This is a genomic window from Mycobacterium sp. P7213, assembly GCF_900604305.1.
In the GTDB taxonomy this organism is placed as follows: Bacteria; Actinomycetota; Actinomycetes; order Mycobacteriales; family Mycobacteriaceae; genus Mycobacterium.
Genome location: NZ_UWOA01000032.1, coordinates 40,234 through 65,706, shown reverse-complemented (window position 1 = coordinate 65,706; position 25,473 = coordinate 40,234). Strand labels below are relative to the sequence as shown.

22 protein-coding genes, 1 rRNA gene and 1 pseudogene are annotated in these 25,473 nt (G+C 69.7%); 7 read left to right on the top strand and 17 right to left on the bottom strand.

The window, feature by feature from the left end; all coding sequences use genetic code 11:
- The 3 genes from EJK91_RS13790 to EJK91_RS13780 form a co-directional block, all read right to left on the bottom strand.
- Positions 1-327: ribosomal RNA gene (locus EJK91_RS13790) — 16S ribosomal RNA — on the bottom strand; the annotation flags it as partial.
- A 400-nt stretch (positions 328-727) separates the two neighbouring features.
- On the bottom strand, positions 728-1,996 hold the full coding sequence (tyrS, locus tag EJK91_RS13785) for a tyrosine--tRNA ligase (RefSeq protein WP_024442908.1): 1,269 nt from the start codon (positions 1,994-1,996) through the stop codon (positions 728-730).
- Positions 1,997-2,013: 17 nt separating this feature from the next.
- Positions 2,014-2,625 (bottom strand): DNA-3-methyladenine glycosylase, encoded by a 612-nt coding sequence (locus EJK91_RS13780; protein ID WP_024442907.1) that lies wholly within the window; start codon positions 2,623-2,625, stop codon positions 2,014-2,016.
- Positions 2,626-2,693: 68 nt separating this feature from the next.
- On the opposite strand from EJK91_RS13780, the gene EJK91_RS13775 reads away from it, so the two are divergent.
- The 3 genes from EJK91_RS13775 to EJK91_RS13765 are packed head-to-tail and all read left to right on the top strand — an operon-like array spanning position 2,694 to position 4,836.
- Complete coding sequence (locus tag EJK91_RS13775) at positions 2,694-3,452, top strand: ABC transporter ATP-binding protein (RefSeq protein WP_125079210.1); 759 nt, start codon at positions 2,694-2,696, stop codon at positions 3,450-3,452.
- Positions 3,386-4,216: an ABC transporter permease gene (locus tag EJK91_RS13770; RefSeq protein ID WP_125079209.1), complete on the top strand. Its 831-nt coding sequence runs from the start codon at positions 3,386-3,388 to the stop codon at positions 4,214-4,216. The genes EJK91_RS13775 and EJK91_RS13770 overlap by 67 nt, the downstream gene beginning before the upstream one ends.
- Positions 4,216-4,836 carry a TetR/AcrR family transcriptional regulator gene (locus tag EJK91_RS13765; protein WP_024442904.1) on the top strand — a complete coding sequence of 207 codons (621 nt, stop codon included), beginning with the start codon at positions 4,216-4,218 and terminating at the stop codon, positions 4,834-4,836. Before EJK91_RS13770 ends, EJK91_RS13765 begins: the two co-directional genes overlap by 1 nt.
- Here EJK91_RS13765 and EJK91_RS13760 read toward each other — a convergent pair.
- The gene (locus EJK91_RS13760) at positions 4,802-5,035 is read right to left on the bottom strand and encodes a Trm112 family protein (RefSeq protein ID WP_024442903.1); all 234 of its coding nucleotides are present in this window, start codon (positions 5,033-5,035) and stop codon (positions 4,802-4,804) included. The genes EJK91_RS13765 and EJK91_RS13760 overlap by 35 nt on opposite strands.
- A complete protein-coding gene (locus EJK91_RS13755; protein ID WP_241178699.1) occupies positions 5,032-8,016 on the bottom strand; it encodes an acyl-CoA synthetase in 2,985 nt (994 codons plus the stop codon). The genes EJK91_RS13760 and EJK91_RS13755 overlap by 4 nt, the downstream gene beginning before the upstream one ends.
- A 115-nt stretch (positions 8,017-8,131) precedes the next feature.
- On the opposite strand from EJK91_RS13755, the gene EJK91_RS13750 reads away from it, so the two are divergent.
- Positions 8,132-9,913: an ABC-F family ATP-binding cassette domain-containing protein gene (locus EJK91_RS13750; protein WP_125079207.1), complete on the top strand. Its 1,782-nt coding sequence runs from the start codon at positions 8,132-8,134 to the stop codon at positions 9,911-9,913.
- Between the two features lie 7 nt (positions 9,914-9,920).
- Here the strand turns inward: EJK91_RS13750 and EJK91_RS13745 are convergent, their stop codons facing one another.
- Positions 9,921-10,574, bottom strand: a complete 654-nt coding sequence (locus EJK91_RS13745; protein WP_125079214.1) for a M15 family metallopeptidase — start codon at positions 10,572-10,574, stop codon at positions 9,921-9,923.
- 196 nt (positions 10,575-10,770) lie between these two features.
- Here EJK91_RS13745 and EJK91_RS13740 point away from each other — a divergent pair, with 196 nt between their 5' ends.
- Positions 10,771-11,439 carry a biliverdin-producing heme oxygenase gene (locus EJK91_RS13740; RefSeq protein ID WP_125079206.1) on the top strand — a complete coding sequence of 223 codons (669 nt, stop codon included), beginning with the start codon at positions 10,771-10,773 and terminating at the stop codon, positions 11,437-11,439.
- Here EJK91_RS13740 and argH read toward each other — a convergent pair.
- The 9 genes and pseudogenes from argH to EJK91_RS13695 form a co-directional block, all read right to left on the bottom strand.
- Entirely contained in the window at positions 11,436-12,860 is a 1,425-nt protein-coding gene (argH, locus tag EJK91_RS13735) for an argininosuccinate lyase (RefSeq protein ID WP_024442898.1), read from the bottom strand. The two genes, EJK91_RS13740 and argH, sit on opposite strands and share 4 nt — an antisense overlap.
- 88 nt (positions 12,861-12,948) lie before the next feature.
- A pseudogene (locus EJK91_RS13730) lies at positions 12,949-13,782 on the bottom strand (argininosuccinate synthase); the annotation flags it as partial.
- Between the two features lie 84 nt (positions 13,783-13,866).
- Positions 13,867-14,352 carry an arginine repressor gene (locus EJK91_RS13725; protein WP_046301695.1) on the bottom strand — a complete coding sequence of 162 codons (486 nt, stop codon included), beginning with the start codon at positions 14,350-14,352 and terminating at the stop codon, positions 13,867-13,869.
- Entirely contained in the window at positions 14,349-15,275 is a 927-nt protein-coding gene (argF, locus tag EJK91_RS13720) for an ornithine carbamoyltransferase (protein ID WP_125079205.1), read from the bottom strand. The genes EJK91_RS13725 and argF overlap by 4 nt, the downstream gene beginning before the upstream one ends.
- Positions 15,272-16,447, bottom strand: a complete 1,176-nt coding sequence (locus EJK91_RS13715) for an acetylornithine transaminase (RefSeq protein ID WP_125079204.1) — start codon at positions 16,445-16,447, stop codon at positions 15,272-15,274. The genes argF and EJK91_RS13715 overlap by 4 nt, the downstream gene beginning before the upstream one ends.
- Positions 16,444-17,319 carry an acetylglutamate kinase gene (argB, locus tag EJK91_RS13710; protein ID WP_024442893.1) on the bottom strand — a complete coding sequence of 292 codons (876 nt, stop codon included), beginning with the start codon at positions 17,317-17,319 and terminating at the stop codon, positions 16,444-16,446. Before argB ends, EJK91_RS13715 begins: the two co-directional genes overlap by 4 nt.
- Positions 17,316-18,518: a bifunctional glutamate N-acetyltransferase/amino-acid acetyltransferase ArgJ gene (gene argJ, locus EJK91_RS13705; RefSeq protein WP_125079203.1), complete on the bottom strand. Its 1,203-nt coding sequence runs from the start codon at positions 18,516-18,518 to the stop codon at positions 17,316-17,318. The genes argB and argJ overlap by 4 nt, the downstream gene beginning before the upstream one ends.
- On the bottom strand, positions 18,515-19,573 hold the full coding sequence (argC, locus tag EJK91_RS13700; protein ID WP_125079202.1) for an N-acetyl-gamma-glutamyl-phosphate reductase: 1,059 nt from the start codon (positions 19,571-19,573) through the stop codon (positions 18,515-18,517). Before argC ends, argJ begins: the two co-directional genes overlap by 4 nt.
- Before the next feature lie 74 nt (positions 19,574-19,647).
- Positions 19,648-21,084 (bottom strand): dihydrolipoyl dehydrogenase family protein, encoded by a 1,437-nt coding sequence (locus tag EJK91_RS13695; RefSeq protein WP_125079201.1) that lies wholly within the window; start codon positions 21,082-21,084, stop codon positions 19,648-19,650.
- Positions 21,085-21,270: 186 nt separating this feature from the next.
- Between EJK91_RS13695 and EJK91_RS13690 the strand changes: the two genes are divergently transcribed.
- Both EJK91_RS13690 and EJK91_RS13685 read left to right on the top strand, forming a co-directional pair.
- Positions 21,271-21,501: a hypothetical protein gene (locus tag EJK91_RS13690; protein ID WP_024442889.1), complete on the top strand. Its 231-nt coding sequence runs from the start codon at positions 21,271-21,273 to the stop codon at positions 21,499-21,501.
- Entirely contained in the window at positions 21,491-21,808 is a 318-nt protein-coding gene (locus tag EJK91_RS13685) for a type II toxin-antitoxin system PemK/MazF family toxin (protein ID WP_024442888.1), read from the top strand. Before EJK91_RS13690 ends, EJK91_RS13685 begins: the two co-directional genes overlap by 11 nt.
- Before the next feature lie 31 nt (positions 21,809-21,839).
- Here the strand turns inward: EJK91_RS13685 and pheT are convergent, their stop codons facing one another.
- Both pheT and pheS read right to left on the bottom strand, forming a co-directional pair.
- Positions 21,840-24,323 (bottom strand): phenylalanine--tRNA ligase subunit beta, encoded by a 2,484-nt coding sequence (gene pheT, locus EJK91_RS13680; protein ID WP_125079200.1) that lies wholly within the window; start codon positions 24,321-24,323, stop codon positions 21,840-21,842.
- Positions 24,323-25,360: a phenylalanine--tRNA ligase subunit alpha gene (gene pheS, locus EJK91_RS13675; RefSeq protein WP_125079213.1), complete on the bottom strand. Its 1,038-nt coding sequence runs from the start codon at positions 25,358-25,360 to the stop codon at positions 24,323-24,325. Before pheS ends, pheT begins: the two co-directional genes overlap by 1 nt.
- Between the last annotated feature and the right edge of the window lie 113 nt (positions 25,361-25,473).

Genomic DNA, 25,473 nt, shown 5'->3' with positions numbered 1-25,473 from the left:
GCCGTATCTCAGTCCCAGTGTGGCCGGACACCCTCTCAGGCCGGCTACCCGTCGTCGCCTTGGTAGGCCATTACCCCACCAACAAGCTGATAGGCCGCGGGCCCATCCCACACCGCAAAAGCTTTCCACCACACACCATGAAGCGCGTGGTCCTATTCGGTATTAGACCCAGTTTCCCAGGCTTATCCCAAAGTGCAGGGCAGATCACCCACGTGTTACTCACCCGTTCGCCACTCGAGTACCCCCGAAGGGGCCTTTCCGTTCGACTTGCATGTGTTAAGCACGCCGCCAGCGTTCGTCCTGAGCCAGGATCAAACTCTCCAAACAAAAACCATTTGGAAACAATCCCAAAACATCAGTCAAAAACTGACATCAAAAAAACGCCACACCCCCAACACGGGGCGCCGAAGGCATGGCAGAAACAACAACAAACAAAAACCACCAAACACACTATTGAGTTCTCAAACAACACGCCCACCTGAACGCGCAGTCGAACCGCGGCTAAAAGCCGCGTATCGGCAGTGCGGGCAGATGAAAACCCCCGGAATCGCATCTGAATCTCTGTCGATTCCGCGGGCTTGTCGCGCTCCCCCGGCTTGGCCGTGTCGCGGCGACGTCGATAAAGTTACGCGAGGTGAAACTGGGAGTCAAATCCGCTGCTAGCAGGCCCTTTTCAGCCGGTTCAAGATCAACTCCGGCGCCCGCCGGGGGCGGTTCGGGCCCTGCTCTAGACCCGTTCCACCCCCGCCACGTTGCGCTTGCCGCGGCGCAGCACCAACCACCGGCCGTGTAGGAAATCGTCGGGCTGCGGCGTCCATTCCTCGCTGTCGACGCGCACGTTGTTCACCGAGACACCGCCCTCGCCGACAGTGCGCCGGGCCGCGCCCCGACTTGCCGACAGCCCGGTGGCGACCAACAGGTCGACAATGCTGTCCGCGGTTCCGGGCTCCAGCTGCGCGACCGAGGTCTCTTGCAGGGCCGCGGTCAGGGTGGATTCGTCCAATCGGGTGAGCTCGCCCCGGCCGAACAGTGCCTGGCTGGCCAGCTCCACCGCCTCGGTCGCGGCCTCCCCGTGCACCAAGGTGGTGAACTCCCGGGCCAGGGCGCGCTGGGCGGCGCGCTCGTGCGGGCGTTGCGCGGTCGCTTCCTCCAGTGCGGCCAGCTCCTCGGCCGACAAGAAGGTGAACCAGCGCAGGTAACGGATCACGTCGGCGTCGGCGGTGTTGAAGAAGTACTGATACCAGGCGTACGGGCTGGTCATCTCGGGATCCAGCCACAGGCTCCCACCGCCGGTGGACTTGCCGAACTTAGTGCCGTCGGCGGCGGTAACCAGGGGCACCGTCAACGCGTGCACGGTCGCGCCCGACTTCTGGCGCACCAGCCGCACCCCGGCGATGATGTTGCCCCACTGATCGGAGCCGCCGATCTGCAGCGAACAGCCGTAGCGCTGATGCAGCTGCACGTAGTCGTTGGCCTGAAGGAGCATGTAGCTGAATTCGGTGTAGGAGATGCCCTCATCGAGTCGGCGCCGGATGGTGTCGCGGTCCAGCATCACGTTGACCGAGAAGTGTTTGCCCACGTCACGCAGGAATTCCACCGCCGACAGCGGCGCGGTCCAGTCCAGGTTGTTCACCACCACGGCACCGGTCGGGCCGTCGTCGAAGTCGACGAAGCGCTCCAGCTGCCCGCGGATCCGCTCGGACCACTCAGCCACGGTGTCCGCGGTGTTCAGGGTGCGTTCGCCGCTGTCGCGAGGATCGCCGATGAGCCCGGTGGCGCCGCCGGCCAACACGATGGGCCGATGCCCGGCCCGCTGGAAGCGGCGCAATGCCAGCAGCGGCACCAGGTTTCCGGCGTGCAGGCTCGGCGCGGTCGGGTCGAATCCGGCATACACCGTGATCGGTCCGCGCGTCACGTCGGCGGTCAGGGCGTCCAGGTCGGTCGACTGGGCGATCAGCCCGCGCCAGGTCAGCTCGTCGAGAATCGTCGTCGGCATGGGTTGATTTTCCCGGATCAGTCCGAGGCGCCCGGCGCCGGTGCCCGCGGGCTGCGTCGGTACGCCGAAACCTCGGGTGTCCCGGGCGCCCACAGCCGCCACGGCCGGTCGGCGGCCTGACTGACGCCCACGCGCGGCCCGGCCTGTGCCGGCAGCGGCCCGCCGAGCTGCAGCCGCACCGGGCTGCGTGGGGCGAACAGGTCGATTCCGTTGTCCGCCATGGTGATTCCCAACGCGGAGCAGAGGTTGCCCGGACCGCGGGCCAATGCCACGTCCGGCACGGTGTCACCGCGGCGGGCTTGGACCAGCTGCTTACCCGCGGCGATAACCGCCGCCCGCAGCAGCACCGCGGCGGCCGTCCCGTCCGGGCCGCAGACCACGTTGGCGCAGATGTGCATGCCGTAGCTGCGGTAGGTGTAGAGGCGCCCGGGCGGGCCGAACATCACGGTGTTGCGCGGGGTGGGGCCGCGGTAGGAATGCGCCGCCGGGTCCGGCCAGGGCCCGCTCGGCACGCCCCCGTAGGCCTCCACTTCGACGATCGTGGCGTCAACGCCGCGGCAGGTGAGGGTGGCGCCGAGTAATCGGTGGGCAGCCGCGAGCGGATCCACGGCAAGCCGGACAGCACTCACGCTGGGAGATTCTGCCTTGCGGCCCCAACCCCTTGACAGGGTGCCGTGCCGGGCAGATTATTCATCACATGGTGATTTCATCGCGTGATGAATTCTTGGCATCGGGTCCTGCCGTGGCGATCGATCACCTGCGGGTGGCGCGCGGCAAGCGGCCGGTACTGCACGACCTCTCGGTGCAGATCGCCCCGGGCACCATCACCGGCCTGCTCGGGCCGTCCGGCTGCGGCAAGACCACCCTGATGCGCGCCATCGTGGGCACTCAGCTGATCACCGGCGGCCGGGTCGAGGTGCTCGGCAGCCCGGCCGGCTCCCCCGCGCTGCGCCACCGGGTCGGCTACATGCCGCAGCAGGCCACCATCTACGACGACCTGCGAGTGGTCGACAACGTGCGGTACTTCGCCGCACTCACCGGGGTCGACACCCGCGACGCCGACGATGCGATCGAGCTGGTGGACCTGCGCCAGCACCGCGGCGACTACTGCGCCAACCTGTCCGGCGGGCAGCGCGCCCGGGTCTCCCTGGCCTGCGCCCTGGTCGGCCGGCCGGACCTACTGGTGCTCGACGAGCCGACGATCGGCCTGGACCCGGTGCTGCGCGCCGAACTCTGGCAGCAGTTCGCGGCGCTGGCCCGGCGCGGCACCACCTTGCTGGTGTCCAGCCACGTGATGGACGAGGCCGAGCACTGCGGCGATCTGCTGCTGATGCGCGAGGGCCGGCTGCTGGCGCGTACCACCCCGCGACGACTGCGAGAGGAGACCGGATGTCAATCGATGGAAGAAGCGTTCCTGTCCATCATCCGGCGCACCACCGCGCCCCGAGCCGGCTGACCGGAGCCCTGCAGCTACGGCCCTTCGCGGCCACCACGCTGCGAATCCTGCGCCAGCTGGCAGGTGATCACCGCAGCGTCGCGATGATCCTGCTGGTGCCCAGCCTGGTCATCACGCTGATGTACTTCATGTTCTCGGGCGCCGTGCACCCGCCGGGTACGCCGTCGCCGTTCAACGCCGCCTGCCTGGTGCTGCTGGGCCTGTTCCCGCTGTTTCTGATGTTCGTGATCACCGCGATCACCATGCAGCGCGAACGCGCCTCGGGAACCCTGGAGCGCATCCTGACCACCCCGCTGCGCCGGGGCGACCTGCTGGCCGCCTACGGGACCGCGTTCTCGATCGCGGCGGCCGCGCAGGCCAGCCTGGCGTGTCTGGTCGCATTCTGGCTGCTGGATTTCCACACCGCGGGCAGCCCGGCATGGGTGTTCGGGGTCGCGATCATCAACGCGGTGCTCGGCGTCGGCCTGGGGCTGCTGTGCAGCGCGTTCGCCCGCACCGAATTCCAGGCCGTGCAGTTCATTCCGCTGGTGATGGTGCCGCAGCTGCTGCTGGCCGGAATCATCGTGCCGCGCGCGGCGATGCCGGAGTGGCTGCAGTGGGTGAGCAACGCCATGCCGGCCAGCTACGCCCTCGAAGCGCTGCAGCAGGTGGGCGCCCACCCGGACCTGACCGGTGTCGCCGTGCGCGACATCGTCATCGTGCTGGCGTTCGCGACCGCGGCACTGGGACTGGCCGCGGTCACGCTGCGGCGACGGACCGCGTAATGGCCACCGCGTCGAACAGCCGCAGACCGGGTCGCCCGTCCGGCGGCTCGGACAACCGAGAGAAAATCCTGAGCGCGGCCCGAGAGCTGTTCGCCCGCAATGGTTTCGCGAACACCTCGATTCGGGCGGTGGCCGCCGCGGCGGGCGTCGACGCGGCGCTGGTACACCACTACCACGGCACCAAGCAGCAGCTGTTCGCCGCTGCGGTCGAGCTGCCGATCGATCCGATGGCGGTGCTGGGGCCGTTGCGCGAGACGCCGGTCGAGCGACTCGGGCGCACCCTGCCCGAACTGCTGCTGCCGCTGTGGGATTCGCAGGCCGGCACCGGCGTGATCGCGGCGATGCGGTCCATGCTCACCGGGACCGAGGTGCCCTTGGCCCGGTCGTTCTTTCGTGACATCGTGATCGCCGAACTCGCCCCGCGCATCGACGAGCCGTCCGGAACCGGCGTGCTGCGCGCCGAGTTCGCCGCCAGCCAGTTGATGGGCGTGGTGGTCGCCCGCTACATCGTCGGGCTCGAGCCGATCGCCTCGCTGCCCGCGCGGGAGGTGGTGGCGATGATCGCCCCGACCCTGCAGCGTTATCTCACTGGGGAGCTGCCGGACCCGCTTGGGCAATGAGCAGGGCGTGTTCGTCGTCGCCGATGGTTTCGGACTCGTCGATCAGCAGCACCGGGATGTCGTCGTCGATGCGGTAGGCCCGGTGCAGGCGCGGGTTGTAGAGCGCCTGGTTGCCGGAGCCACCGGAGCGCCGCACCAGCAGCAGCGGCCCGCGGTCGGCCGGGCAGACCAGGATGTCGAGCAGGTCCTGGGCGATCATGGTCGGCCACCGGCCAATTCGCCACGCACCGCGGCGGTCAGCCGTTTGAACTGCCGGCTGCCGGCGTCGTAGTACCAGGCGTTGCGTCCTGCCTTGGGCAGCCCGGCGTCGCGCAGCGCGCCCACCACCGGTCGGTACACGGTGCTCAGCGACAGGTCCGGCACCACGTGGATGACATCGGGACCGACACCGGACGGAAGCGCGGCCACCGCCTCGCTGAGGTCGGCCGCGGTGATGGTGGCGCCGGGCTGCACGGTCACCGCCGACACCACCAGGTCCGCCCCCTCCGTCGGCACCCGATAGGTGACGGCCAGGTCCACGCCGGTGACGGCGCCCAGGGCGTCGGTGATGACTACCGGGAAGGCGATCCCGCGGTCGGTGCGGATGCTGGATGCGCGCCCGCCGACCAGCCAGTAGTCGCCGTCGGCGTCGCGCCGGAACAGGAACTCGGTGGAGATCCAGGTGTCGGCCGGCGCGAACACCCCGCGCTTGACCGAGGCCGACGGGTCGATAGGTCCGCGCGGCTTGGCCAGCATCACGCCGACTTCATCGGTCTCGGCGACTCGCACGAAACCGCGGTCGTCTTCCAGGATCAGGTCGTGATCGCAGTCGTAGGCGGCCAGCTCGACATCCACCGCGCCGGGCAGCGGGCGCCCCTTGCTGCCGACCTTGGCGCCGGAGACGTTGGCCAGCACGGCCTGACCGTCCTTGGTGGCGAAGAACTCGACGACGTGGGCCGGCGCGAACACGTCGGTCACCCGGTTCCACAGGCCGACGGGCATACCGGAACCGATGAACAGCCGGACCGGGTGGTTGCCCTGCAGGACGAAGTTCGGGTCGTCGATGACCTCACCGAGCATCGCCCAGGTGTAGGACACCACGCTCACGCCGTACTGACGGACCTCGTAGACGAACCGGTCCGGGTTCAGGCCGCGCGAGAGCGCGATGCGGGCCCCACCGACCACGGCACCGCCGAGGCTGACCAGGAGTCCGGACTCGTGGTGCAGCGGTGTGAGGCAGTACACCGTGTCGTTGGGGCCCAGGGCCGCTGTCGACGCGGTGCCGAACGCCGAGAGCGCCCAGCGGAAGTTGGTGATCTGCTTGGCCACCAGCTCGCCGGCCGCGTTGCCGAAGGCCACGAATGCCAGGTCGCGGGCGAAACCGGGGTTCGGCCGGTACCAGCCGGGCAGTTCGACGGCGTCCGGGTCGATCTGTTCCATGTCGACGACGTCGATGTCGGTGGGCAGGTCCAGGTCGCGGGCTTCACCACCGCCGAGCACCAGCACCTGGCAGTCCAGTTCGCGGGCGGCCGCGCCGACCAGCTCCAGGGTCTCCGGGTCGACGATGATGTCGGAGATGCCGCCCAGGTGAGCCGCGGGCAGCAGGTCGCCGTCGGTCGGCATCAGCACGGCCACCGCACCCAGCCGAGACAGCGCCGCGATCGCGACCAGGGCGCTGGGCCGGGTGGCCATCAGCACGCCGACGTGGACGCCTTGGCGCACCCCGACTTCGATCAGGCCGCGGACGACGTTGTCGATGCGCTTGTTGACCGCCTCGTAGGTGTGCACGCGCCCGTCGAACAAGAGGAATTCGCCGTCGGGTGAGTCGGCGGCCTGCTCATCGATGATGCGGCCCAGCGAGATGCGGGTGTGGTCGTTGATCTGTCCGAGTCGGGCCAGCCGCGGCAGGGTGCGCGCGGTCTCAACGGCCATGGTGCGCATCGATTTCTGCGCCGCCACCATGGCGTCCGCGGCGCCGCGCGCCAGCGTCAACGCGACCTCGGAGGCCTCACCCAGCCCGTGCGCGATCCGCGACGTCATCGCCACACCGCGCTTGTCGCCTTCGGACGGCTGCGCGGACATCAGCGCCACGCCGGCCGGCTGCGGACCCATTCCGGACTGCCACAGCACCCAGCGCGCCACGGTCGGCCAGGTCAGTTCGGCGGCCTTGGAACCCACCACCAGACCGAAGTGGCCTGCCCGCAACAGATATTCGAAGACCTTGGCGTCGGGCGCCGCGCGGCGGATCCCGCGAACCGCCGCCGGCTGCCCGATGTCATCGACCTCGCCGACGAATGCCAGCACCGGACAGGTGATGTCGGTGAGCGTGACCAGCTGACCGTTGATCGCGAAACCACCCGTCATCATCCGGTTGTGGGCGATGAACTGCTTGAGCAGCTCGGAGATCGCCGGACCCGACCAGGCGATCCAGCCTTCGGACTCCAGGAAGCGGCGCTGCGCCTCGCGCGGCAGCAGGGCTTCGCGGTCATGCAGCTGGCGCAGGAAGTCCATCCGCGCCTTCGCCGTCTTGAGCGGGTCCATCATCTGGAAGCCCAGGCGAGCCTGCCATCCGGAGATGTCGAGCCGGTTGAAGACGTGGTCGGCCATGAAGCCGGCGACACCGGAGGCCAGATTGGGCGGCAGTCCCATCGGCAGCGCGGCCAGCGTGTCCACCGGAGAACCGAACGCGATGATGCTGGCGATGTTCTTCGAATGCCGGTATGCCCCGGTCTGATAGGCGAACATGCCGCCCTGGGAGTAGCCGGCCACGTGCACGTCGCGCCCGGTGGTCTCGGCGACGGTGTCGATGGCCTGGCTCAGGCCGACGATGTGGTCGGCCAGGTTGCGGCGCATGCCGCCTTCGATCTGGTCCGGTGAGCCGAAGTCGATCACCCACGGGTCCACGCCGGCGGCCCGCAGAATGCCGACCGCGCCCTCCTCTTGCGTGACGTCCCACATGTTTGCCGACATCATCATCGGGTGCACCAGCAGCACCGGCGGTCCGGGCTGCGGTTGACCCGGTCGGCTGTCCGGCGGGAAGTACCGCCGCAGCTTGTACATCGGGGTGCTCTCGACGATCTGGAACGGTGAGGGCACAGTTCCGGTCTCCAGACCGCCCCAGCGCAGCACCTCCAGGCCGTTCTGTGCGGTGGCCACCAGCCACTCGACCGGCCGGGTGATGGCCGACAAGTTCAGATCCACCGCTGCTCCCCTACGTTGCGCACGATCCTGGAATGACGTGCACATTCTGGCATATCAGGGCCGTTCTTCCGGCTGGTTCACCATTCGCCGAGGGGCAGGCAGTACCGTTCCAGCAGTGGCACACCTGCTCGGAGCTGAGGCCCTTCACCTGCGGTACCCCACCGGTGTGGTGTTGGACTCAGTCACCCTCGGGGTCAATGACGGCGCCCGGATCGGCATCGTCGGGCGCAATGGCGACGGCAAATCGTCGCTGCTGCGGCTGCTGGCCGGCGCCGCCACCCCGGACTCGGGCCGCGTCACCCGGCGCAGCGGACTGCGGGTCGGGTTGCTGGACCAGGCCGACACCCTCGCCCCGGACAGCACGCTGGGGGCGTCGCTGGTCGGTGACCAGGCCGACCATGAATGGGCCTCCAATCCGCGAATCCGCGACGTGGTGGACGGCTTGGTCTCCGACATCGCATGGGACGCAACCATCTCCGGGCTGTCGGGCGGGCAACGCCGGCGAGTGCAGTTGGCGGCCTTGCTGATCGGCGAATGGGACGTGATCTGCCTCGACGAGCCGACCAACCACCTCGACGTCGAGGGAATCACCTGGCTGGCGCGCCATCTTCAGCAGCGCTGGGCTCGCAGTGCCGGCGCCCTGCTGGTGGTCACGCACGACCGGTGGTTTCTCGACGAGGTGGCCACCACCACCTGGGAAGTGCACGACCGCATCGTGGAACCGTTCCAGGGCGGCTATGCGGCCTATGTTCTGCAGCGGGTGGAGCGCGACCGGATGGCCGCGGCCAGTGAGGCCAGGCGGCAGAACCTGTTACGCAAAGAGTTGGCCTGGCTGCGACGTGGGGCACCGGCGCGCACCTCCAAGCCGAAGTTCCGCATCGAGGCGGCCAACGCGCTGATCGCCGATGTTCCGCCGCTGCGCAACGACGTCGAGCTGATGAAGCTGGCGACCGCACGGCTGGGCAAGGATGTCATCGACCTGCTGGACGTCTCGGTCTCGTTCGACGGCAAACCGGTGCTGCGCGACGTCGAGTGGCGGATCGGCCCCGGTGAGCGCACCGGGATCGTCGGCGCCAACGGTGCCGGGAAATCCACCCTGCTCGGGCTGATCGCCGGGACGGTGGTGCCGGACAGCGGCCGAGTCAAGCGCGGCAAGACGGTGCGACTGGGCATGTTGGACCAGCAGTCGGCGGAATTGGCGACGCTGCGCGACGACCGGGTCGCCGACGTGCTGGGCCGGCTGCGCAACGACTACCAGGTCGACGGCAAGGAGATGACGCCCGCACAGCTGTTGGAGCGGCTCGGGTTCGGCAGCGCTCAGCTGTCGGCGCGGGTGGGCGAGCTCTCCGGCGGGCAGCAGCGGCGGCTGCAGTTGATGCTCACCTTGCTCGCCGAGCCGAACGTGCTGGTGCTCGACGAGCCCACCAACGACGTCGACACCGACATGCTGACCGCGACCGAGGATCTGTTGGACTCCTGGCCGGGCACCTTGATCGTGGTCTCCCATGACCGGTATCTGTTGGAGCGGGTGACCGACAACCAGTACGCGATCCTGGACGGGCGCCTGCGCCACCTACCGGGCGGTGTCGATGAATACCTGCAGCTGGCCGCCGACGCTCGCCGAGCGCCGGTGTCGCGGCCCGCCGCCGCTGCCGACGATGGTCCCGGTCCGCTGTCGGGAGCCGAACTGCGTGCGGCACAGAAGGATCTGGCGGCCGTCGATCGCCGGCTCGCGCGGCTGGCCGAGCAGATCGAGGCCAAGCATCACGAGCTGGCCGACTTTGACCAGTCCGATCATGTGGGCCTGGCCGAGCTCACCCGGGAACTGCGGGCGCTGGAGGCCGAGGTGGCCGAGCAAGAGGGCCGTTGGTTGGAGCTCTCGGAGCTGGTGGAGTAGGCGCGCGTCAGCGCCGCTCGAAATGCTGGTAGTCCACCGGCGAGCGCCAGTTGCCGCCCCAGCTCCACCCAGCATCGGTGAAGGCGCGCACCGCGGCATCACCGGCATGCAGCAGGCCCGGCTCGATCCGGCGGCGATCCAGGTAGACCGCGGCGTTGCGGGGCACGAACCTGCCGTGATCGACCCACGGATTCAGCAGCGGGTTGACGTCGATGGCCCGGCCATAGGCGTGGAGCGCCCAGTTGCCGGAGCCCGGGATGCGCCGGCAGTTGAACGCCGAGGTGTTGTTGTCCTCCATCGACAGCTCGTCGTCACCGCCGCGATAGTGCGCCACCGGTTGCATCCGCTCGATCGGGAACTCCAGCCGGTAGAGGCGGTCGAATATGGCGATGACCTGCGGAACCAGCTCCTGATGCACGATCAACTCGCCGCGATGCGGCCGGTCGTCGAAGCCCAGGTGGGTCACGGTGACCCGCCGCAACTGCGCGGGGGTGACCGGGCAGTCGCGGTGCCAGGTGGGGCCGAGTTCGGTGGCCGTGACGGCTGCGACGGCGGCGGGCTCGGGTGCGTTGCGCGGCGCGGATTCCGCCGGCGCCGAGCCGGGTGGCGGCCCGGCGCCGGCGCACTGCGCCAGCAGCCCGCAGAGCGCGAGCGCCGCCATCAGGCGCCCCGCGGTCGAGATCTTCCGGCTGCCGTTGATCCCAATCACGCTAGCGCAGCGCTCGATCCGCTACCGGCCGCCGCCGCTGTCTGGACTGGCGGACCCGGGCAGACTCACTACGCTGGCGGAAGACGCATTCGGCAACGGGGCCACCACCCCGATGACAGCACCCGCGACGAAGGGAACGGATCACAGCATGCCGCTGAAGGCCCCGGTTGACCCCGATGCCGTCCGCTCGTTGTCCACCGCGATGCGCGAAGGCTCGCAGGCGGCCCACGATGCCGCCGAGGCCTCGCCGTTCGTGTCGGAGCTGATGGACGGCAAGGTCAACGAGCAGGGCTACGTCGACTACCTGCTGCGGTTGCGGATGGTCTACGCCGCACTGGAGGCCGCGGTACGGGCGAACCGCGACGACGCACTCGTCGCGTCGGTGTACGACCCGGCCCTGGAGCGGCTCTCCGCGATCGAGGCCGACCTGGAGTTCTGGGCCGGTGGAGCCGTCGCGGAAGTCGAATCACCCGCCGCTCAGGCCTACTGCGACCGCATCACCGGCGCCTCGGCCGGCGAGTTGCTGGCCCACCACTACACCCGCTACCTCGGAGACCTCTCCGGCGGCCAGGCGATCGGACGGGTGCTGGACCGCACGTTCGCGCTCGGCGGCGCCGGCCTGGCGTTCTACGAGTTCCCGGTGCGGGCGAAACCGTACAAGGACGCCTACCGTGCCCGACTCGACCAGCTCGGTCTGGAGCCCGACGAGATCGACGGGGTGGTCGACGAGGTTCGGCACGCCTTCGGACTCAACCAGGACCTGTTCGACGAACTGGCCGAGAACCTGGCGGCCTATTACCGCGACTCCGCGGGTTAGCCCGCCGAATCTGCGGCGGTTCGCCGGCGCGCTCGGCTCACCGCCTGCCGGACCGACTCCAGCTGCTCGGCCACCCGCACCGGCGCGGTACCGCCGCGGGCGTCCCGCGAGCCCACCGACCCCTCGACCGTCAGCACCTGACGTACCCGCGGGGTGAGCTCCGGGCTGATGGCGGCCAGTTCGTCGTCGGTCAGCTCGTCGAGGCCGACGCCGCGCCGCTCGGCAACCTTCACCGCCGCCCCCGCGGCCTCGTGGGCGATGCGGAACGGGACACCTTGGCGCACCAGCCATTCGGCGATATCGGTGGCCAGGGTGTAGCCGGCCGGTGCCAGCGCGGACATCCGCTCGGTGTCGAAGCGCAGGGTGCCGACCAGTCCGGCCATCGCCGGCAACAGCAGCTCGAGCTGCGCCGCCGAGTCGAACACCGGCTCCTTGTCCTCCTGCAGGTCGCGGTTGTAGGCCAGCGGCTGGGCTTTGAGCGTCGCCAGCAGGCCGGTCAGGTTGCCGATCAACCGGCCGGACTTGCCGCGGGCCAGCTCGGCGATGTCGGGATTCTTCTTCTGCGGCATGATCGAGCTGCCGGTCGACCAGGAGTCATGCAGCACGGCGTAGCCGAATTCCGTTGAACTCCACAAGATGATGTCTTCGGCCAACCGGGACAGATCGACGGCGATCATCGCGAACACGAAGGCGGCCTCGGCGGCGAAGTCGCGGGCGGCGGTGGCGTCGATCGAGTTGTCCGCGGCCGCGGTGAAGCCGAGTTCGGCGGCGATGGCGTCCGGGTTCAGGCCCAGTGACGAACCGGCCAGCGCGCCCGACCCGTACGGCGAGACGGCGGCGCGGGCGTCGAAGTCGATGATCCGGTCCACGTCGCGCAGCAGCGGGTGGGCGTGGGCCAGCAGATGGTGGGCCAGCAGCACCGGCTGCGCGGACTGCAGGTGGGTCTTGCCCGGCATGATGGCGTCCGGGTGGGCGCCGGCCTGGTGGGCCAGCGCCTCGACCACGTCGAGCACCCCGGCGGCGACGCGGCGTACCGCGTCGCGCAGCCACATCCGAAACAGCGTGGCCACCTGGTCGTTTCGTGACCGCCCGGCGCGCAGCCGGCCGCCCAGATCAGGACCGACCCGGTCGATCAGGCCGCGCTCCAGCGCGCCGTGCACGTCCTCGTCGGTGACCAGCGGCCCGAAGCTGCCGTCGGCGACGTCCGCGCCGAGACTGTCCAGGCCGGCCAGCAGCCCGTCACGCTGCTCGGTGGTGAGCAGCCCGGCGTGAAAGAGCACTTTCGCGTGCGCCTTGGAGGCGGCCACGTCGTAGGGCGCCAGCACCCAGTCGAAGTGGGTGGATTTGCTCAGCGCCGCCAGCGCGTCGGACGGTCCTTCGGCGAACCGCCCGCCCCACAGTGATCCTTCGTTGGTGCTCATTTCGGCCCCCTTGTTGCGCCGAGTGGCACTTTCACGACGTCACACCGGCGTGTTGCGTCGTGAAAGTGCCACTCGCGGTGGAGAAAGCTCACCCCAGATCCCGGCGGGCGGAGATCTTGGAGCTCAACCCGTGGATCTGCACGAAGCCACGCGCCGCGGTCTGGTCGAAGGTGTCGCCCTCGTCGTAGGTGGCCAGGTTGAAGTCATAGAGCGACTCCGCGCTGCGCCGGCCGTTGATGATGATGCTGCCGCCGTGCAGGACCAGGCGGATGTCACCGGAGACGTGCTGCTGGGTGTCCTCGACGAACACCTCCAGCGACCGCTTGAGCGGGCTGAACCACAGACCGTCATAGGTGAGCTCGCCCCACTTGCGGTCCACACCACGCTTGTAGCGGCCCAGTTCGCGCTCCAGGGTGACGTGCTCGAGCTCGGTGTGCGCGGTGATCAGCACCATGGCGCCGGGCGCCTCGTAGATCTCGCGGCTCTTGATGCCCACCAGTCGGTCCTCGACCACGTCCAGGCGTCCCACGCCCTGCGCACCGGCGCGGGCGTTGAGCTCCTGGATGATCGCCAGCACGCTGAGCGGACGACCGTCGATGGCCACTGGGCGGCCCTTGTCGAAGCTGATGATCAGCTCGTCGGGGGCGTTGAAGTTGACCGTCGGGTCCTCGGTGTAGTCGTAGACGTCCTTGGTCGGGGCGTTCCAGAGGTCTTCGAGGAATCCGGTCTCCACCGCGCGGCCCCACACGTTCTGGTCGATGGAGAATGGCGAGCGCTTGGTGACGTTGATCGGGATGTCGTTCTGCTCGGCGAAGGCGATGGCCTTCTCGCGGGTCCAGGCGTAGTCGCGGACCGGGGCGATCACGTCGAGTTCGGGTGCGAGCGAGGCGAAGCCGACCTCGAAGCGGACCTGGTCGTTGCCCGTGTCCAGGCCGCCGGAATACGCTAGGATGACGCGTTCGGACATCGAGTTCTCCTTGCTTTGTGTTACTGAGTGCTACTGGTCTTACTGCAGGTCGTTGAGGGTGGCGGCGAGTTCGGCGCCGGTCATCGGCTCACGGGCCGCCACGAAGATGGTGTCATCCCCGGCGATGGTGCCGACGACGTACGGTAGCGCGGCCCGGTCGATGGCACTGGCCAGGTAGTCCGCCGCCCCGGGCGGGGTGCGCAGCACGGCGAGATTTCCGGTGGCATCGGTGGACACCAGCAGCTCGCCCAGCAGCCGGGACAGCCGGTCGGTGCCGCCGGACAGGCGCAGTGGGTTGCCGTCCTCGGGAATGACGTATCCCCCGGCCCCGCCATCGGGACCGCGCAGTTTCACCGCGCCCAGCTCTTCGAGGTCACGCGACAGGGTGGCCTGGGTGACCTCGATGCCGTCGGCGGCCAGGAGGGTGGCCAGCTCGGTCTGGCTGCGCACCACGGCCGAGGACAGCACCTCGACGATGCGGGCCTGGCGGCCCACTCGCGAGACGGTGCTGTCGGCGCGGCTCATCGTGACCGTTCCAGCAACCACACCAACAGCGCCTTCTGCGCGTGCAGGCGGTTTTCGGCTTCGTCCCACACCGCGCTGCGCGGCCCGTCGATCACCGAGTCGGTGATCTCGTCGCCGCGGTGCGCCGGCAGGCAGTGCAGCACCGTGACGTCCGGGTCGGCCAAGCCGACGAGTTCGTCGTTGATCTGGAAGGGCCGAAACGGCGCCACCCGGTCCAGGCCGTCGTCCTCCTGGCCCATCGAGGTCCAAGTGTCGGTGACCAACACGTCGGCTCCGGCGGCGGCCTTGACCGCGTCGGCGGTGAGGGTGACCGAGGCGCCGGTGTCGGCGGCGCGTTCCCGCGCGGCGGCGACGACGGCCGGGTCGGGGGTGAAGCCTCCGGGGGCGGCGACGGTGACGTGCACCCCGGCGGTCACCCCGCCGAGCATCAGCGAGTGCGCCATGTTGTTGGCGCCGTCGCCGAGGTAGGTCAGCTTGAGCCCCTTGAGTGCGCCTTTGCGTTCGGCGATGGTCTGCAGGTCGGCCAGCACCTGGCAGGGGTGGAACTCGTCGGAGAGCGCGTTGACGATCGGCACCGTCGCGGTGCTGGCCATCGCGGTCAGCCGGTCCTGGGCGAACGTGCGCCACACGATGGCATCGACGTACCGCGACAGCACCTGCCCGGTGTCTTCGAGGGTTTCGTCGCGGCCCAGCTGGGTGGAGCGGCCGTCGACGACGACGGCGTGCCCGCCGAGTTGGGCGATGCCGATCTCGAAGGAGAACCGGGTGCGGGTGGAGTTCTTGTCGAAGATCACCGCCACTCCGCGCGGGCCTTCCAGCGGCCGCCGGCTGAACGGCGCCGCTTTCAGTTCTGCTGCCAGAGCCAGGATTTCGGCCTGCTCGTCCGGTGTGACGTCGTCGTCGCGGAGGAAGTGGCGGATCATGGTGCGGCCTCCTGGGCGGTGTCGAGGATGCCCGGCAGGGCGGTGATGAAGCTGCCGATCTGTTCCTCGGTGACGATCAGCGGCGGCGCCAGCCGGACCACGCCCGCCGCGGCGGCGTTGACCAGGAAGCCGGCCTCGCGGGCGGCCAGTTCGACGGCCTTGGCCTTGGGCTCGGTGAGCACCACGCCGGCCAGCAGGCCCTTGCCCCGGACGTGGTCGACCAGCGGATGGCCCAGTTCCTCGATGCCGTGGCTCAGCGTCTTGCCCAGCGTGGCGGCCCGGGCGATCAGGTCGCCGTCGGCCAGCGCTTTGAGCACCGCCAACGCCGCCGAGGTGCACACCGGGTTGCCGCCGAAGGTGCTGCCGTGCAGGCCCGGGGTCAGCAGGTCACCGGCCGCGCCGACCGCCAGGCAGGCACCGATGGGCAGGCCGCCGCCCAGGCCCTTGGCCAGCGTGATGATGTCGGGGGTGATGCCGTCGTGCTGGTGGGCGTAGAAGGCGCCGGTGCGCCCGATCCCGGTCTGGACTTCGTCGAGCACCAGCAGGGCGCCGTGGGCGGCGGTGATACCGCGGGCCTCGGCCAGGTAGCCGGCGGGTGGGGTGACGACGCCGCCCTCCCCCATGATCGGCTCCAGAAACACCGCGGCGGTGCTCGAATCGACGGCCGCGGCCAACGCCTTGGTGTCGCCGTAGGGCACGTGGGTGATGTCGCCGGGCAGCGGCTCGAACGGTGCCTGCTTGTCCGGCTGCCCGGTCAAGGCCAGCGATCCCATGGTGCGGCCGTGGAAAGCGCCTTGGGCGGCAACGATCTTCGTCTTGCCGGTGAGCCGGGTCATCTTGAAGGCCACTTCGTTGGCCTCGGTTCCCGAGTTGCAGAAGAAGACTCGCGCCGGGACGCCCAGATGGCCCACCAGGCCCTCGGCCAGGGCGATGCCCGGCTCGGTCGCATACAGGTTGGAGGTGTGGCCCAACGTGTTCAGCTGGGTGGTGACGGCCTCGATCACCGCGGGGTGCCGGTGGCCGAGCACGTTGACCGCGATGCCGCCCAGCAGATCGACGTAGCTCTTGCCCGACTCGTCGGTCACCACCGCGCCCTGCCCGCTGACCAGTGCCAGCGGCGGGGTGCCGTAGTTGTTCATCATCACCGCCTGCCAGCGGTCTTGAAGACTCATGGGTTTACCACCTTGGTTCCGGTGCCGGCGTGGGTGAAAAGCTCAACCAGCACGCAGTGTTCGACGCGGCCGTCGATGATGTGGGCGCTGGGCACCCCGCCGCGGACGGCGCGCAGGCAGCCTTCGACTTTGGGGATCATGCCGGACTCCAGTCGCGGCAACAGTTGCTCCAATGTGGCGGTGTCGATCTCACTGACCAGCGAATCGGTGTTGGGCCAGTCGGTGTAGAGGCCGTCGACGTCGGTGAGCATCAACAGTTTCTCGGCCTGCAGCGCTTCAGCCAGTGCGGCCGCCGCGGTGTCGGCGTTGATGTTGTGCACCACCCCGTCGGGATCTGGCGCCAGGGTGGAGACCACCGGAATCCGGCCTGCGGCAATCAAATCCAGCACCGCGGCGGTGTTGACTTTGTCGACGTCGCCGACCAGCCCGATGTCGGTGGCGACCCCGTCGACGTTCACGCTGCGCCGCACCGCGGTGAACAGCGCGGCGTCCTCGCCGGTGATGCCCACCGCGTACGGGCCGTGGGCGTTGATCAGGCCGACGAGTTCGCGGCCGACCTGACCGAACAGCACCATGCGCGCCACGTCGAGCACTTCCGGTGTGGTGACCCGGAATCCGCCCTTGAAGTCCCCTTCGATGCCGAGTTTCTTGAGCATGGCGCTGATCTGCGGCCCGCCGCCGTGCACCACCACCGGGTGGATGCCGCAGTTGCGCAGGAAGGCCATGTCGGCGGCGAACGCGTGCTTGAGGGTGTCGTCGGTCATGGCGTTGCCGCCGTACTTGACGACGACGATCTTGCCGTGCAGCTGCTTGAGCCACGGCAGGGCTTCCGCCAGTACCTGGGCTTTGACGGTGGTGGTGAGTTCTGTCATGAGGAATACGCGGAATTCTCTTCGACGTAGGCGTGTGACAGGTCGGTGGTGCGCACCATGGCCTGCCCGCTGCCGAGGTGCAGTTCGACGGCCACGCGGATGTCGGCCCCGGACAGGTCGACCTCCCGGGCTCCGGGCATCGGCGTTCCGTCGGAGAAGACCGGGGAGCCGTTGAACGACACCGTGATCCGGTCGGGGTCGATGGTGAACGGCACCATCCCCACGGCGGCCAGCACCCGCCCCCAGTTGGGGTCCGAGCCGAACAGCGCGGTCTTGACCAGGCTGTCGCGGGCCACGATCCGCGCGGCGATCAGGGCGTCGGCGTCGCTGCCGGCGCCGCTGACGGTGATCGACACCCGCTTGGTGACGCCCTCGGCGTCGGCCTGAAGCTGGGCGCACAGGTCGTCGCAGACGGCCAGCACCGCGGCGTCCAGGTCGTCTTGGCTGGGCGTGATCTCGCTGGCGCCCGACGCCAGCAGCAGCACCGTGTCGTTGGTGGAGCAGCTGCCGTCGATGTCGAGCCGGTCGAACGTCACCGCGGTGGCCCGCCGCAGGGCGGCGTCCAGCGCGGCCGCGTCGACCTTGGCGTCGGTGGTCAGCACCACCAGCATGGTGGCCAGCGACGGCGCCAGCATGCCGGCACCCTTGGCCATGCCGCCCACGGTCCAGTCGCCCTTGTGGTGCAGCGCAACCTGTTTGGGGACGGTGTCGGTGGTCATGATGGCGCGGGCGGCTTCGTCTCCGCCGACCAGGCCGCCGGCCATGGCCTGCACCACGTCGGTGACACCGGCCAGCAGCTTGTCCATCGGCAGCCGGTCACCGATCAGACCGGTGGAGCAGACCGCCACCTCGGCGGCCCCGGTCTCGGTGCCCCAGTGCGACAGTGCCGCCGCGACCGCTTCGGCGGTGGTGTGCGTGTCTTGGAAACCGCCCGGCCCGGTGCAGGCGTTGGCGCCGCCGGAGTTCAGGATCACCGCCCGCAGCCGGCCGCCCTTGAGCACCTGCTGGCTCCACTGCACCGGCGCGGCCTTGACCTGGTTACTGGTGAACACACCGGCCGCCGCATAGTCCGGGCCCTCGTTGAACACCAGCGCCAGATCCGGATTCCCGGAAACCTTGATACCGGCCGCGATTCCCGCGGCCCGGAATCCTCCGGGTGCAGTGACACCCTGCTCGCGCACCAGCCGAACGTCAGTCATGGCGCCACTCCTACAACGGAAAGCCCTTCGGTCTCCGGCCAGCCCAGCGCCAGGTTCATCGCCTGCACGGCTGCGCCGCCGGTGCCCTTGACCAGGTTGTCGATCGCGGCGATCGCGATGAACGTCGAGGCGTCCTCGTCGACGGCGACCGCGAGGTGGGCGGCGTTGCTGCCGATCACCGATCCAGTCTTGGGCAGCTGGCCTTCGGGCAGCAGGTACACGAACGGCTCGTCGTGGTAGGTCTTTTCGTAGACCGCACGCAATTCCGACAGCGGCGCCGTGGTCTTGGCGGTGCAGGTGGCCAGGATGCCCCGCGATGCCGGGATCAGCACCGGGACGAACGCGACGCTGACGTCGCGGTGGGTGACCGCCCGCAGTCCCTGACTGATCTCCGGGGTGTGCCGGTGGGCTCCGCCGATGTTGTAGGCCCGCGCTGATCCGATGACCTCCGAGCCCAAAAGGTCGACCTTGGCGGCCTTTCCGGCGCCGGAGGTGCCACTGACGGCGACCACGGTGACGTCGGGTTCCACCAGTCCGGCGGCGACGGCCGGGAACAGCGCCAGCAGCGCCGCGGTCGGGTAGCAGCCCGGCACCGCGATTCGCCGGGCGTCCTTGAGTTTGTCGCGACCGCCGGGCAACTCCGGCAGGCCGTAGGGCCAGGTGCCGGCGTGCGCCGAGCCGTAGAAGCGTTCCCAGTCGGTCGGATCGCCCAGCCGGAAGTCCGCGCCGCAGTCCACCACCAGGGTGTCGTCGTCGAGTTGCTCAGCGAGCACCGCCGAATGCCCGTGCGGCAGGCCGAGGAACACCACGTCGTGTCCGGCGAGGGTGTGCACCTCGGTCGGCTCGAGGACGCGGTCGGCCAGCGGCATCAGATGCGGGTGCTGTTCGCCCAGGGTGCTGCCGGCGTTGCCGGCGGCGGTCAGGGCGCCGATGCTCAGCCGGCCGTCGGCGTAGGCGGGATGCCCGAGCAGCAGCCGCAGGATCTCCCCGCCGGCGTAGCCGCTGGCACCAGCCACCGCCACTTTGATCGCTTTGGTCACTCGGCGATTCTGCATGATTATGCGTTTATACGCAAACTAATTACGGCGGGGTGCGGGCACGAACGTGCCAGCTGCACGGTAGCCGACCGTCAGGCCGCTCCGGCGTCGCGGTAGGCCTCCAACAGCCGCAGCCAGATCTCACTGATCGTCGGGAAACACGGCACGGCGTGCCACAGCCGGCTGATCGGCACCCGGCCGGCGACGGCGACGGTGGCCGAATGCAGCAGCTCAGCCACACCGGGGCCCACGAAGGCCACGCCGAGCAGGACCGATTCGTCGGTGTCGACCACCATGCGTGCCCGCCCTCGGTAGCCGTCGGCGTGCAGCTTGGCCCCCATCACCGCGTCGCCGATCTCGACGTCCACCACCTGCACCCGGTGGCCGGCCCGCTCGGCCTGCTCGGCGGTGAGCCCGACCGCGGCCGCCTCGGGGTCGGTGAAGAAGACCTGCGGCACGGCGTGGTGGTCGGCGGTGGCGGCGTGCATGCCCCACGGCGCGGTGTCCAGTGGCGTCCCGGCGGCCCGGGCGCCAATGGCGTCGCCGGCGATGCGCGCCTGATATTTGCCCTCGTGGGTGAGCAGTGCGCGGTGATTGGCGTCGCCGCAGGCATACAGCCACCCCTCCTCGACGGCGCGCACCCGGCAGGTGTCATCGACCTCCAGCCAGTCGCCGGGGGTGAGTCCGACGGTTTCCAGGCCGATGTCGCCGGTGAGCGGGGTGCGGCCGGTCGCGAACAAGATCTCGTCGACGTCGAGCTCGGTGCCGTCGGTCAGCTCCAGGCGCACCGGGCCGTCGCCCGCCCGCTCGAGCCGGGCCACCGAAACACCGGTGCGCACGTCGACTCCGGCGTCGGCCAGCCCGCGAGCGACGTATTCGCCGACGAACGGTTCCATCCGCGGCAGCAACCCCGAGCCGCGCACCAGCAGCGTCACCGCCGAACCCAATCCCTGCCAGGCGGTGGCCATCTCGACGCCCACACCGCCAGCCCCGACCACGGCGAGCCGGCCGGGCACCGACGTGGCCTCGGTGGCTTCGCGGTTCGTCCACGCACGGGCGTCGGCCATGCCCGGCAGATCCGGCAGGGACGCGCGGGTTCCGGTGCAGATGACGACGGCGTGCCGGGCGGTCAGCGTCACGTCGCCGCCGTCGGTGGCGACCACCACCCGTCGTGGCCCGTCCAGGCGACCGTGGCCGCGCACCAGCGTCGCTCCGACCCCCTCGATCCAGTCGGCCTGCCCGGAGTCGTTCCAGTCCCCCACATAGTGATTGCGGCGCCGAAACACCCCGGCGGCATCGATCGAAGAGCTGGCGGCCTGTCGTGCGCCGTCGACGCGGCGCGCATCATCGAGCGCGAGCACCGGCCGCAGCAGGGCCTTGCTGGGCACGCAGGCCCAGTAGGAACATTCGCCGCCGATGAGTTCGCGTTCCACGATCGCCACGCTCAGCCCGGCGGCGCGGGCGCGGTCGGCGACGTTCTCCCCGACCGGTCCGGCACCGAGGACGACGACGTCGTACGTTTCGGTCATCTGAGCGCGTCCTCTCGAAGCTGTTTGGCGAGGAAAGCTGGATCCATCCCAGCACGGACTCCCCGGGTACGCCACTGCGAGCTTGCCCAGCTGTTTCCCGGGCAAGCCCGTGGATGCCGCGCATCTGACCAGCGGCAGTACAGAATGTAAGCGGAAACTCGTGCATTGCCGACTACGATAGGCACGATGGGGACTTTGACGATCCGCACTGATTCCGAGGTGGAACGGGCCTTGGCCGAGCTGACCAGCGGGGGCCGTTCGCGGTCGGAGGCCGCTCGCGCGGCGATCTTGGATGCCGAACGCGCTCGCCGCCGGGAGCGTATGCGTGCCGAAGCCGAAGAACTGCGCAACGACCCCGACGATGTTGCTGCCTCGCGCGAGCTCGCAGCAGAGATGGACACCATCCGTGCGTGGTGACGTGTACCGCCTGCGAGCCCCGAAGGAAGCACGCGGCCACGAGCAATCCGGGTCGCGCTACGCGGTCGTGGTGCAGTCCGATGATCTTCCGCTATCGACCTGGATCGTCGCGCCAACCTCGACCGGCCGTCGCGCGGCCTCGTTCCGCCCAGAAATTGAAATCGGCGGCGGCACAACCCGCGTGCTGGTCGAGCAACTCACCGTGATCGATCCGCAGCAGCGCCTCGGCGAGTTCGTCGGCCGGTTGAGTACCGGCGAGCTGCAGGACGTCGACACCGCCCTGCGCTCGGTGCTGGCACTGGACTGAGGAAGTTGACCGTGCCGCCGGGCTCGGAAGTCTACCCCCGCAGGGCGGCGCCGACGGCCTCCCCGGCGCGGATCACGGCGGCGTCGCGGGCCGCACTGGCCTCGTCCTCGGTCAGCGTGCGATCGGCGGCCCGGAAGCGCAGCGCGAACGCCAGCGACTTGCGGCCCTCGCCGACCTGCGGGCCGGTGTAGACGTCGAACAGCGCGATGTCCTCCAGCAGCTCTCCGGCGCCCTCGCGCACCGCGTCGGACACCGATTGCGCGGTCACCTTCTCATCGACCACCAGGGCCAGGTCCTGGAACACCGCCGGGAACGGCGACACCCGGGGAGCCGGCAGGGCCGCGGACAGCGGGATGGCATCCAGGTTCAGCTCGACCGCACAGGTGCCCTTGGGCAGGCCGGCGCGTTCGATGACGGCCGGGTGCAGCTGGCCGGCGTGGCCGATCACGGTCTCGCCGACGAGCACCTCGGCGCAGCGGCCCGGATGCCACGGCAGGTGGGCCGCGGAGCGCAGGGTGACCTCGACGCCGCTGGCGCGGGCGATCACCCGTGCCGCCTCGATGGCGTCGGCGGCTTCCACCGGCCGGCCCGGGCCCCATGGTCCCCGGGGTTCGGCCAGGCCGGTCAGTGCGACCGCGATGTGCTGCGGCTGGCGCGGCAGGGCGGCATCGATTCCGTCGATCTCGGCGTCGGTCGGGCGCCGGGCAGGTGTGACGGCCGGGAACTCGGCGGGGCCTGCCGACTGCACCACCTGGGCGATGGCGAACAGGGCGACGTCACTCATGCCGCGGGACACGTTGCGGCCCAAGGCTTCCAACAGGCTGGGCAGCAAAGTACTGGCCAGCTGGGGCCGGTCGGCCTCCAGCGGGTTGAGCACCGACACCGTGGCGCGGCGCGGGTCGTCGTCGGCCAGCCCCCAGGTGTCAAACACTCCGGCGGGCAGGAACGGCGTGGCCAGCACCTCGACGTAGCCGGCCAGGGCCAGCGACTTGCCGATCGCGCGGCGCCGGCGCTGGGTGGCAGTCAGGCCCCGCCCGGCCGGCGCGGCGGGCAGCACCGACGGAATGGACTCCAGTCCCTCCAGCCGCAGCACCTCTTCGACCAGGTCGGCCGGCTGGCGCAGATCTGGGCGCCAGCTCGGCGGGGTGACGGTCAACACGTCCCCGGCGACCGCCACCTCGCAGCCGATCTGGGTCAGCCGCCGAACCGTGGTGCCCTCGGGGTAGCTCACCCCCGCGGTGCGGTCCGGCAGTTCGGCGGGAATCTCGATCGGAGCCTGGCTCCAGTTCTCGACGGGCGGCTCCCCGCGCCAGTCAGTCAGGCCCGATCCGATGACTCCCCCGGCGATTTCGGCCAGCAGGCTCGCACAGCGGTCCAACACGGCCACCGAGATGGCCGGATCCACGGAGCGCTCATAGCGCCGGGCGGCTTCGCTGGGCAGGTGCAGCCGCCGCGCGGTCCGTGACACCGCGGCGGGGTCCCAGATCGCGGCCTCCAGCAGCACATCGGTTGAGTCGTCGCGCATTTCGGTGCTGCCCGAGCCCATCACGCCGCCGATCGCGGCGGTGCCGACGTCGTCGACGATGAGCACGTCGACCGGTTCCAGTTTGCGTTCGATGTCATCGAGTGTGGTGACGGTCTCGCCGGGCACGGCGAAGCGCACGTCGAAGCCGCCGGTGATGCGGGCCCGGTCGTGGGCGTGCATCGGGTGGCCGAGTTCGACCATGACGTAGTTGGTGGCGTCCACGGCCGGGGAGATCGCCCGGATGCCGCACAGCGCCAGGCGCCGTTGCAGCCACCACGGCGATACCGCTGCCGGGTCGATGCCGGTGACGCTACGCAGCGCGAAGCGGCGCACCCCGGTGCCCGGCTGCACACTCAGCGGCCACGCCTCACCCTCGGCGGGCAAAGCCGGCACCGCAGCCGGGTCCGCGAAGTCCAGGTCCAGCGCGCAGGCGATGTCGCGTGCCAGCCCACGCACCGACATGCAGTAGCCGCGGTCGGGGGTGATAGCCAGCTCGTAGACCACGTCGTCGAGGCCCAGTACTTCCGCGGCGTCCGCACCGGGCTCGGCGGTGCCCTCCGGCAGCACCAGGATGCCGGAATGGTCGGTGCTCAGCCGAATTTCGGACGCCGAGCAGATCATGCCGTCGGAGGTGCGGCCGTAGGTCTTGCGGGTGGCGATGGTGAAATCACCGGGCAGCACCGCGCCGGGCAGTGCGACGGCCACCAAGTCACCGACGACGAAATTGCTGGCACCGCAGACGATGTCACGCGGCTCGGCCTCGCCGACGTCGACACGGCAGGCCCGGATCGGCTTCTTGAACTCGGTGAGTTCCTCGATCTCGACCACCCGGCCGACCTTGAACGGTCCGGTGACCGGACCCAGGGTGTGCACGCCCTCGACCTCGTGGCCGATCCGCAGCAGCGCCTGCTCGAGTTCGGCGGCGGTGATGTCGAATCCCGGCGCTCCGGCGATCAGCATCTCACGCAACCAGCTGTAGGGAATACGCATCAGGCGCCCACCCCGAATGGCAGGGAGAACCGGACGTCGCCCTCGACCATGTCGCGCATGTCGGGGATTCCGTTGCGGAACTGCAGGGTTCGCTCCAATCCCATGCCGAACGCGAAGCCGGAGTACTCGGCCGGGTCGATGCCCACCGCACGCAAGACGTTGGGGTGCACCATCCCGCAGCCACCCCATTCCACCCAGCCGGGCCCGCCCTTTTTGCCCTCGAACCAGATGTCGACCTCGGCCGACGGTTCGGTGAACGGGAAGAAGTGCGGCCGGATGCGGGTCTTGGCGGCCGGCCCGAACTCGGACTGGGCGAAGGCGTCCAGGGTGCCGCGCAGGTGCGCCATGGTCAGACCGCGGTCGACCGCGAGCCCCTCGACCTGGTGGAACACCGGAGTGTGGGTGGCGTCGAGTTCGTCGGTGCGGAAGGTGCGCCCGATCGAAACGACGTAGACCGGCAGTTCGCGGGCCAGCAGGGCACGGATCTGCACCGGGGAGGTGTGGGTGCGCAGCAGTTGCCGCGATCCGGGCGGGGCGATGTGGAAGGTGTCCTGATCACTGCGCGCGGGGTGGTCGACCGGGAAGTTCAGCGCGTCGAAGTTGAAGTGCTCGGCTTCGACCTCGGGGCCCTCGGCCAGTTCCCAGCCCATCGCGACGAAGGTGTCGGCGACGTGTTCGGCGAGCATGGTGATGGGGTGCCGCGCGCCCACGGGCTTGCGGGCCGAGGGCAGCGTGACGTCGATGCTCTCGGCGGCCAGCACGGCGGCGTCGCGTTCGGCGCGCAGGGCCGCCAGGCGCTCGTCGTAGGCGCGCTGGGCATCGGTGCGCACGGCATTGACGCGCTTGCCCGCGTCGGCACGCTCGGTCTTGTCCAGCTTGGCCAGCGCCTGGCGGGCCAGCGCCAGCGGCGCCTTGTCACCGAGGTGCTCGGTTTTGGCGTGGGCCAGCGCATCCAGGTCGGCGGCCGCGGCAAACGCGGCCTGCGCCGCCTGCAGCGCTGAGGTCAGGGTCGCGTCGGAGACGACGGACGGGGCCAACTGTTCAGCAGGCTGATTGCCCACGGACGAAACTCCCCCTACTGGCTGTGATTGTGGCTGAGACGCAAGCGTCGATCTTATCGACATGACGACGAAAGCCCCGCACGCGGTGT

Bases quoted from the DNA above. Each gene is read 5' to 3' on its own strand.
- EJK91_RS13725 (WP_046301695.1), bottom strand. From the start codon at position 14,352: ATGAGCCGCGCCGACAGCACCGTCTCGCGAGTGGGCCGCCAGGCCCGC.
- EJK91_RS13715 (WP_125079204.1), bottom strand. From the start codon at position 16,447: ATGAGTCTTCAAGACCGCTGGCAGGCGGTGATGATGAACAACTACGGC.
- EJK91_RS13770 (WP_125079209.1), top strand. From the start codon at position 3,386: ATGTCAATCGATGGAAGAAGCGTTCCTGTCCATCATCCGGCGCACCAC.
- argH (WP_024442898.1), bottom strand. From the start codon at position 12,860: ATGAGCACCAACGAAGGATCACTGTGGGGCGGGCGGTTCGCCGAAGGA.
- argJ (WP_125079203.1), bottom strand. From the start codon at position 18,518: ATGACTGACGTTCGGCTGGTGCGCGAGCAGGGTGTCACTGCACCCGGA.
- EJK91_RS13695 (WP_125079201.1), bottom strand. From the start codon at position 21,084: ATGACCGAAACGTACGACGTCGTCGTCCTCGGTGCCGGACCGGTCGGG.
- EJK91_RS13775 (WP_125079210.1), top strand. From the start codon at position 2,694: ATGGTGATTTCATCGCGTGATGAATTCTTGGCATCGGGTCCTGCCGTG.
- EJK91_RS13765 (WP_024442904.1), top strand. From the start codon at position 4,216: ATGGCCACCGCGTCGAACAGCCGCAGACCGGGTCGCCCGTCCGGCGGC.
- pheT (WP_125079200.1), bottom strand. From the start codon at position 24,323: ATGCGTATTCCCTACAGCTGGTTGCGTGAGATGCTGATCGCCGGAGCG.
- EJK91_RS13760 (WP_024442903.1), bottom strand. From the start codon at position 5,035: ATGATCGCCCAGGACCTGCTCGACATCCTGGTCTGCCCGGCCGACCGC.
- argC (WP_125079202.1), bottom strand. From the start codon at position 19,573: ATGCAGAATCGCCGAGTGACCAAAGCGATCAAAGTGGCGGTGGCTGGT.
- EJK91_RS13740 (WP_125079206.1), top strand. From the start codon at position 10,771: ATGCCGCTGAAGGCCCCGGTTGACCCCGATGCCGTCCGCTCGTTGTCC.
- EJK91_RS13690 (WP_024442889.1), top strand. From the start codon at position 21,271: ATGGGGACTTTGACGATCCGCACTGATTCCGAGGTGGAACGGGCCTTG.
- EJK91_RS13745 (WP_125079214.1), bottom strand. From the start codon at position 10,574: ATGGCGGCGCTCGCGCTCTGCGGGCTGCTGGCGCAGTGCGCCGGCGCC.
- argB (WP_024442893.1), bottom strand. From the start codon at position 17,319: ATGACAGAACTCACCACCACCGTCAAAGCCCAGGTACTGGCGGAAGCC.
- tyrS (WP_024442908.1), bottom strand. From the start codon at position 1,996: ATGCCGACGACGATTCTCGACGAGCTGACCTGGCGCGGGCTGATCGCC.
- argF (WP_125079205.1), bottom strand. From the start codon at position 15,275: ATGATCCGCCACTTCCTCCGCGACGACGACGTCACACCGGACGAGCAG.